The following is a 4,521-nucleotide window of genomic DNA, read 5'->3' as shown; positions in this document are numbered from 1 at the left end:
TACGTCTGGCAGTATCAGGAGTGGCATCACACGTTCGCCGGTTGGCGCGATGACTGAATCAGCGAACGCCGAGATAGCCCGCGGCTTCCTGTGCGATTTCCTCGACCGTTTGCTTGACGAGGCGTCCTTCATTGTGGTCGATGTCGGCGTGGCGAATCGACACGACCGTCCAGGGATTGACGTACGTCTCCTGTGGAAGCCCGCCGGACTCGAAATCCGCCTCTGAGATGGGGATGGCAACGGCCCGGCGGGTCGTCGTGGCCGCGGCGTATAGCGCCTCTTCATCACTGAACGGATGTATCTCGTCGCTGAGACACACGTACGGTCGGTAGTTGTGATTCGCGAGGAGATCGGGGCCTTTCACGACGGTGCCTCGGTCGTACGCCATCGTCACTCGTCGCCGTAGTAGTCGTCCGTCGTCGACGCCGAACTGGCGTTGGTCTGTGCTGCATACGAGGCTAAGCGGTCATCCTCGCCGATGGCCCAGTAGCGGCCCTTGTGTCGGACGAGTCCCCGGTCTTCCAGGCGGGAGAGGACGGCACCGACGCTTCCGCGCTTGATGCCCGTCGCCTCGTGAATCTCCGTCTGCGTGAACGCCTGGTCGTCATGCTCGGCGAGGAACTGGAGGATGCGGTATGGCTGCGTTCCCTCCTGGATGTCTAAGGCATCGGCGGGGACGTCGTCGAAACGGTCGATGCGTATCGGCATGTGTAATAGTATGTAATACACCGAAATAAGAATTCGGGCACTCGACGGCCGCAGTTCACTCCGCAGTTTGCAGCGCATATTGCAGGACGGCCAGCGCCGAACGACCGTCACGCAACTCCCCAAGGAGGGCCTGCTCTTTCAAGTCGGGGAACGTCGTCGTTTTGACGCGGATGGATTCGTTGTGGTCGAGGTTCTGCTCGGCCGTGGGGGTACACCCACGCGCGACGACGTAGTGAAACACCGAATCGAACAGCCCATTCGTGGGTTCGTAGGTGACGAGATGCTCAACAGCGTCGGCTTCGTAGCCGGTTTCCTCGGCGAGTTCACGGCGGGCGGCAGCATCGAGGTCTGCGTCCTCGTCTTCGAGGCCGCCGGCAGGGAGGCCGTAGTTGACGCGTTTGACGGCCTGTCGCCACTCTTCGATGACGACGACGTCGCCGTCGTCGGTGAACGGCAGGATGACGACCGATGGCGGCTCCGAGACGTAGTGAAAGTCGGTTTCGGTGCCGTCCGGCAGGCGGACGTCGTCGCGAATCACGTCGAAGCCGGGGCAGGTGTAATCGGTTTCGGAGGCGAGCGTCTCCCATGCGAGGTCGGCGTCGTCCATACGCCCGCTGGGAACGCGGTCGACAAATGTTTACGCGTTGCCGGCGTCGTCGACCTGCTCGAAATACATGTGGTAGTGGTCGGCGCAGGCGGGGTTGAACCGCGCCTCACACTCCGGGCAGGCGTCGACGCCCATGTACTCCTGCACCGCGAGCTCGGCCCCGCAGGCCCCACAGAGGACGGCTGGCTCGGCGCGACGCTCCAGCGGCCACCGCTCGGTTTCGTGGTCTGTGCGCTCCTCGTGGCATCGAAAACAGGGGTAGTACGTCTCACAGCAGGCGAACTTCATGGCGACGACGTCGCGTTCCGTGCCGTAGTGGGCACACCGCGTTTCCGCGTCGACATCGACGCCGGGAACCTCGTGACCGTGGACGTGCACGGACGGCTGTCGGGACTGAAGCGGCTTATATCCGGCCAAAAATCGGGAGCTGTCGACGCGGGTCGTCGCCTGCCTGGGTCACCGAGCGTCAGTCGTCGTCGGCCTCAAGCAGGTCGACCTCGACCTCGGATTCCTCGTTGATGAAGGATGGCTCCTCGTCCTCCTCCTCGTCTTCGGCCTCTTCACGTCGCCACGGATCGCGGGTCGCATCACCCATGTGATGGCACATATGCTAACACCTCACTCGATGTGTAGGATTGCAGCCTCAAAATCCCATCGGTCAGCCTCATACCGGCCGTTTTCAGAGGGCTATCTGCTCTAACTCGAGCTCCAGGTCGGCGACGTGGTCGTTGTACGCGTCCACGAGGCCGTGGAATCGGGGGGCGTACTCCCGGATGTCGGCCGCCGATGGCGGGCCGTACTGGGAGATGACGTAGACGCCGCCGGAGCCGCCGGCGCGGAGATACGAGACGCTGTCGGCCTCCCACTTCAGCTCCCAGCGCGTGGAGTCGACGCGGGCGGTGAACGTGCCGTAGTCGGTGCCCTCGTAGCGGTGGAGTTCGCCGGCCATCACGGCACAGCACTCCTCGATGCGGTCGACGATGCGGTCGCGCTCGCTGACGATGCCCTCCGTCGTATCGACTCGCGGGAAGTCGGTCTCGACGCCGTCGAGCGTGCCATCGAGTGTGGCCGCGTAATCGTTGTACGCCGCGACGAAGGCGGGGTAATCGTCGAGGGCCGTCGCCAGCGGCTCGGGGTCGGCCGGCGATTTCGTCGAGACGACGTACGTCTCCGAGCCGGAGCGAGGCTTGAAGCGGAGGTATTCGAGGTCGCCGGCCTCGTATTTGACCGTCCATTCGCCGGCATCCGTCGAGAACGACCGCTGGCCGTAATCGCCGCCCTCGACGCGGGCGAGGTTGTACGCAATCCGGCCGGCGTGGTCGCGGACGGCCGCGAGGACGTCATCCCGTCGCTTGACGACCGACTCAGCATCGGTGATGTCCAGTTCGGACAGCGCAGTCATTACCCACCCGAGGGCGGCAGCGGTGAAAACGATGTATTATTCCGCTCGGCCGATGCGCAAGTCGACGACCTCTCCGAGGGCGCCCTCGTCGGAGGGCTGGGCGGCAGCTACGTCGCCGTCATCGTCCGAAGAGAGAACGCGAAGCAACGGGCGGGAGAATTTCTCCGTAACCGTCTCTGAGGCCGTACAGACCTCGGCGCGGTCGCTCGGCAGGTCACCGCAATCGTCGAGTTCGAGGCCGACACGGAGCCGTCCCGTGGCGTCGCTCTCCGGCGGCTCGTAGTGGCTCGCATGGACGACACCGCGATAGGTGTCGCCCTCCGTCTCGACGGTCAGTTGGGTGCCGTCACCGACGTCGTGTAGTGTGTCGATGAGCTCCGTGACGGGTTTCATGTGGATAGCTCCGGCTACGCCACGCCCCGATAAATCCCTTTTGTCGTGTCGGAACAGAGCGGTCACGCAAGTCCCGCGACATCGGCGATGGCGCTTGCGATCGCTTCGGGTTCCCGCTCCTCGATGAAGTGGCCGCCCCAATCGTGGATGACGAGCGTCACGTCCTCGAGGTCGAGGAACTCCACGAGCTCTTGGAGGTTGTCGGCATGGTCTTGACAGACCATCTCGTAGTCGGCCGTATCCGAGAGCCCGAACCCGACGTGGTCGGGCGCGACCAGCCGGTACGGCGCCTCGGCCCGCTGGTCGAGCTCGCGGATGGTTCGCCGCCACGTACAGGAGTTCTCGGGATTACCGTGCACGAGGACGACCGTCCGTTCGGGGTCGTCACCGCCGCGAACCCCGTCGCGGAAGAAGAGCTTCTTGCCCGCATCGCGGCCCGCCTCGAGTCGGAGCCAGCGCTTCTCGCGGGCGTAATCGTCGGGAACTGTTTCAAGCGGCGTGTCACCGGGGGTCGTCGCCATGCGATCGCTCATGGCTGTCGACCCAACGGGAGCAAGAAATGGTTTTCCCCCGTGTTGGCGAGGTGGATTTTGAGACAGGGCGTCGTAGGGTGTATTCGACGTCGTGGTGGTGCTGTTAGAGGTCTTCGGAGAGATTGGCGAGGCAGTTATGCACGACTACGAACGGTGAACATCTGGAGATATAAACGATTCCTTCTTACTCAGCGTTAGAGCCAGTCGGCGCTGACGTATTCCAGAACGACCTGTTCCTGTGGGAGATACGCCGCCATTTCGTCGATGATGTCGCCAACTTCACGAGCGGAGAGTCGCTGGTCGCGTTGTGCGAGCACGCCGGCTGTCTCTTCGGGGTTGATGTCGGTGAAGAAGTCGCTATCTTGCGAGAGGATGAGCCGGCCTTCTTGATTCCCGTAGGCGACGACCTCGTCGTCTGTGGCACCTTGACCGAGGTCGGGAATGTCCTGAACGCGGACGATGTCGTGGCCGAGCTTCGTCAGGTAGTCTACTGTGGCGCGCTCGATATTTTCGTCGGCAAGAAGTGAGTACGACATCGGGTCGTCACTTGCGAACCTCGTCAGGGTTCGTCGTCAGGTGCTCGTGTTCATCAAAGGCCTGCTCGCGCTTGCGCTCGACGGCCCGCATTTCTCCGGGGTGGTCGTGGTAGTATGCCAGCGCCCGGTAGACGTCCGCGATGTCGAGATCGTGGCGGTCGGCGACGGTCTGCGGTTCCAGACCGCGCCCCTCGACGCGCTCTTTGATGAACTGCACCGTGATCCGGCTCCCCTCGATGTGGGGTTCGTCGTGGAGTTCTCGCACGATGCGAGACCGTTGCTGACTCATCACGCCTCTGCGTTGTGTAGCGAGAGATAAAGCGGTTTTGGGGGTGAATCGGC

At 63.2% G+C, this 4,521-nt stretch carries 10 protein-coding genes; all 10 read right to left on the bottom strand.

What is annotated here, in order from left to right:
* Nucleotides 1–58 precede the first annotated feature (58 nt).
* Nucleotides 59–394, bottom strand: a complete 336-nt coding sequence (locus tag ACI8UR_RS12200; protein WP_415087923.1) for a hypothetical protein — start codon at nucleotides 392–394, stop codon at nucleotides 59–61.
* The gene (locus ACI8UR_RS12195; RefSeq protein ID WP_415087922.1) at nucleotides 391–708 is read right to left on the bottom strand and encodes a helix-turn-helix transcriptional regulator; all 318 of its coding nucleotides are present in this window, start codon (nucleotides 706–708) and stop codon (nucleotides 391–393) included. The genes ACI8UR_RS12200 and ACI8UR_RS12195 overlap by 4 nt, the downstream gene beginning before the upstream one ends.
* A 55-nt stretch (nucleotides 709–763) precedes the next feature.
* The gene (locus ACI8UR_RS12190; RefSeq protein ID WP_415087921.1) at nucleotides 764–1,315 is read right to left on the bottom strand and encodes an NUDIX hydrolase; all 552 of its coding nucleotides are present in this window, start codon (nucleotides 1,313–1,315) and stop codon (nucleotides 764–766) included.
* Nucleotides 1,316–1,345: 30 nt separating this feature from the next.
* Complete coding sequence (locus ACI8UR_RS12185; protein WP_411715556.1) at nucleotides 1,346–1,693, bottom strand: CHY zinc finger protein; 348 nt, start codon at nucleotides 1,691–1,693, stop codon at nucleotides 1,346–1,348.
* An 88-nt stretch (nucleotides 1,694–1,781) separates the two neighbouring features.
* On the bottom strand, nucleotides 1,782–1,922 hold the full coding sequence (locus ACI8UR_RS12180; RefSeq protein ID WP_411715557.1) for a hypothetical protein: 141 nt from the start codon (nucleotides 1,920–1,922) through the stop codon (nucleotides 1,782–1,784).
* A gap of 72 nt (nucleotides 1,923–1,994) precedes the next feature.
* Complete coding sequence (locus tag ACI8UR_RS12175) at nucleotides 1,995–2,717, bottom strand: hypothetical protein (RefSeq protein ID WP_411715558.1); 723 nt, start codon at nucleotides 2,715–2,717, stop codon at nucleotides 1,995–1,997.
* Between the two features lie 36 nt (nucleotides 2,718–2,753).
* A complete protein-coding gene (locus tag ACI8UR_RS12170) occupies nucleotides 2,754–3,110 on the bottom strand; it encodes a hypothetical protein (protein WP_411715559.1) in 357 nt (118 codons plus the stop codon).
* A 62-nt stretch (nucleotides 3,111–3,172) separates the two neighbouring features.
* Nucleotides 3,173–3,643 (bottom strand): alpha/beta fold hydrolase, encoded by a 471-nt coding sequence (locus ACI8UR_RS12165; protein ID WP_411715560.1) that lies wholly within the window; start codon nucleotides 3,641–3,643, stop codon nucleotides 3,173–3,175.
* Nucleotides 3,644–3,837: 194 nt separating this feature from the next.
* The gene (locus ACI8UR_RS12160) at nucleotides 3,838–4,179 is read right to left on the bottom strand and encodes a DUF5615 family PIN-like protein (protein ID WP_411715561.1); all 342 of its coding nucleotides are present in this window, start codon (nucleotides 4,177–4,179) and stop codon (nucleotides 3,838–3,840) included.
* A gap of 7 nt (nucleotides 4,180–4,186) precedes the next feature.
* Complete coding sequence (locus ACI8UR_RS12155; RefSeq protein WP_411715562.1) at nucleotides 4,187–4,468, bottom strand: DUF433 domain-containing protein; 282 nt, start codon at nucleotides 4,466–4,468, stop codon at nucleotides 4,187–4,189.
* Nucleotides 4,469–4,521 lie beyond the last annotated feature (53 nt).

The sequence above is a fragment of the Natronomonas sp. genome, from assembly GCF_047616845.1.
GTDB lineage: Archaea > Halobacteriota > Halobacteria > Halobacteriales > Haloarculaceae > Natronomonas.
The sequence above is the reverse complement of the archived record's forward strand: the minus strand, read 5'-3'. Positions and strand labels throughout refer to the sequence as shown.

Excerpts from the sequence above, each read along its gene's own strand:
- ACI8UR_RS12195 (WP_415087922.1), bottom strand. The coding sequence starts at position 708 with ATGCCGATACGCATCGACCGTTTCGACGACGTCCCCGCCGATGCCTTA.
- ACI8UR_RS12190 (WP_415087921.1), bottom strand. The coding sequence starts at position 1,315 with ATGGACGACGCCGACCTCGCATGGGAGACGCTCGCCTCCGAAACCGAT.
- ACI8UR_RS12180 (WP_411715557.1), bottom strand. The coding sequence starts at position 1,922 with ATGTGCCATCACATGGGTGATGCGACCCGCGATCCGTGGCGACGTGAA.
- ACI8UR_RS12175 (WP_411715558.1), bottom strand. The coding sequence starts at position 2,717 with ATGACTGCGCTGTCCGAACTGGACATCACCGATGCTGAGTCGGTCGTC.
- ACI8UR_RS12170 (WP_411715559.1), bottom strand. The coding sequence starts at position 3,110 with ATGAAACCCGTCACGGAGCTCATCGACACACTACACGACGTCGGTGAC.
- ACI8UR_RS12165 (WP_411715560.1), bottom strand. The coding sequence starts at position 3,643 with ATGAGCGATCGCATGGCGACGACCCCCGGTGACACGCCGCTTGAAACA.
- ACI8UR_RS12160 (WP_411715561.1), bottom strand. The coding sequence starts at position 4,179 with ATGTCGTACTCACTTCTTGCCGACGAAAATATCGAGCGCGCCACAGTA.
- ACI8UR_RS12155 (WP_411715562.1), bottom strand. The coding sequence starts at position 4,468 with ATGAGTCAGCAACGGTCTCGCATCGTGCGAGAACTCCACGACGAACCC.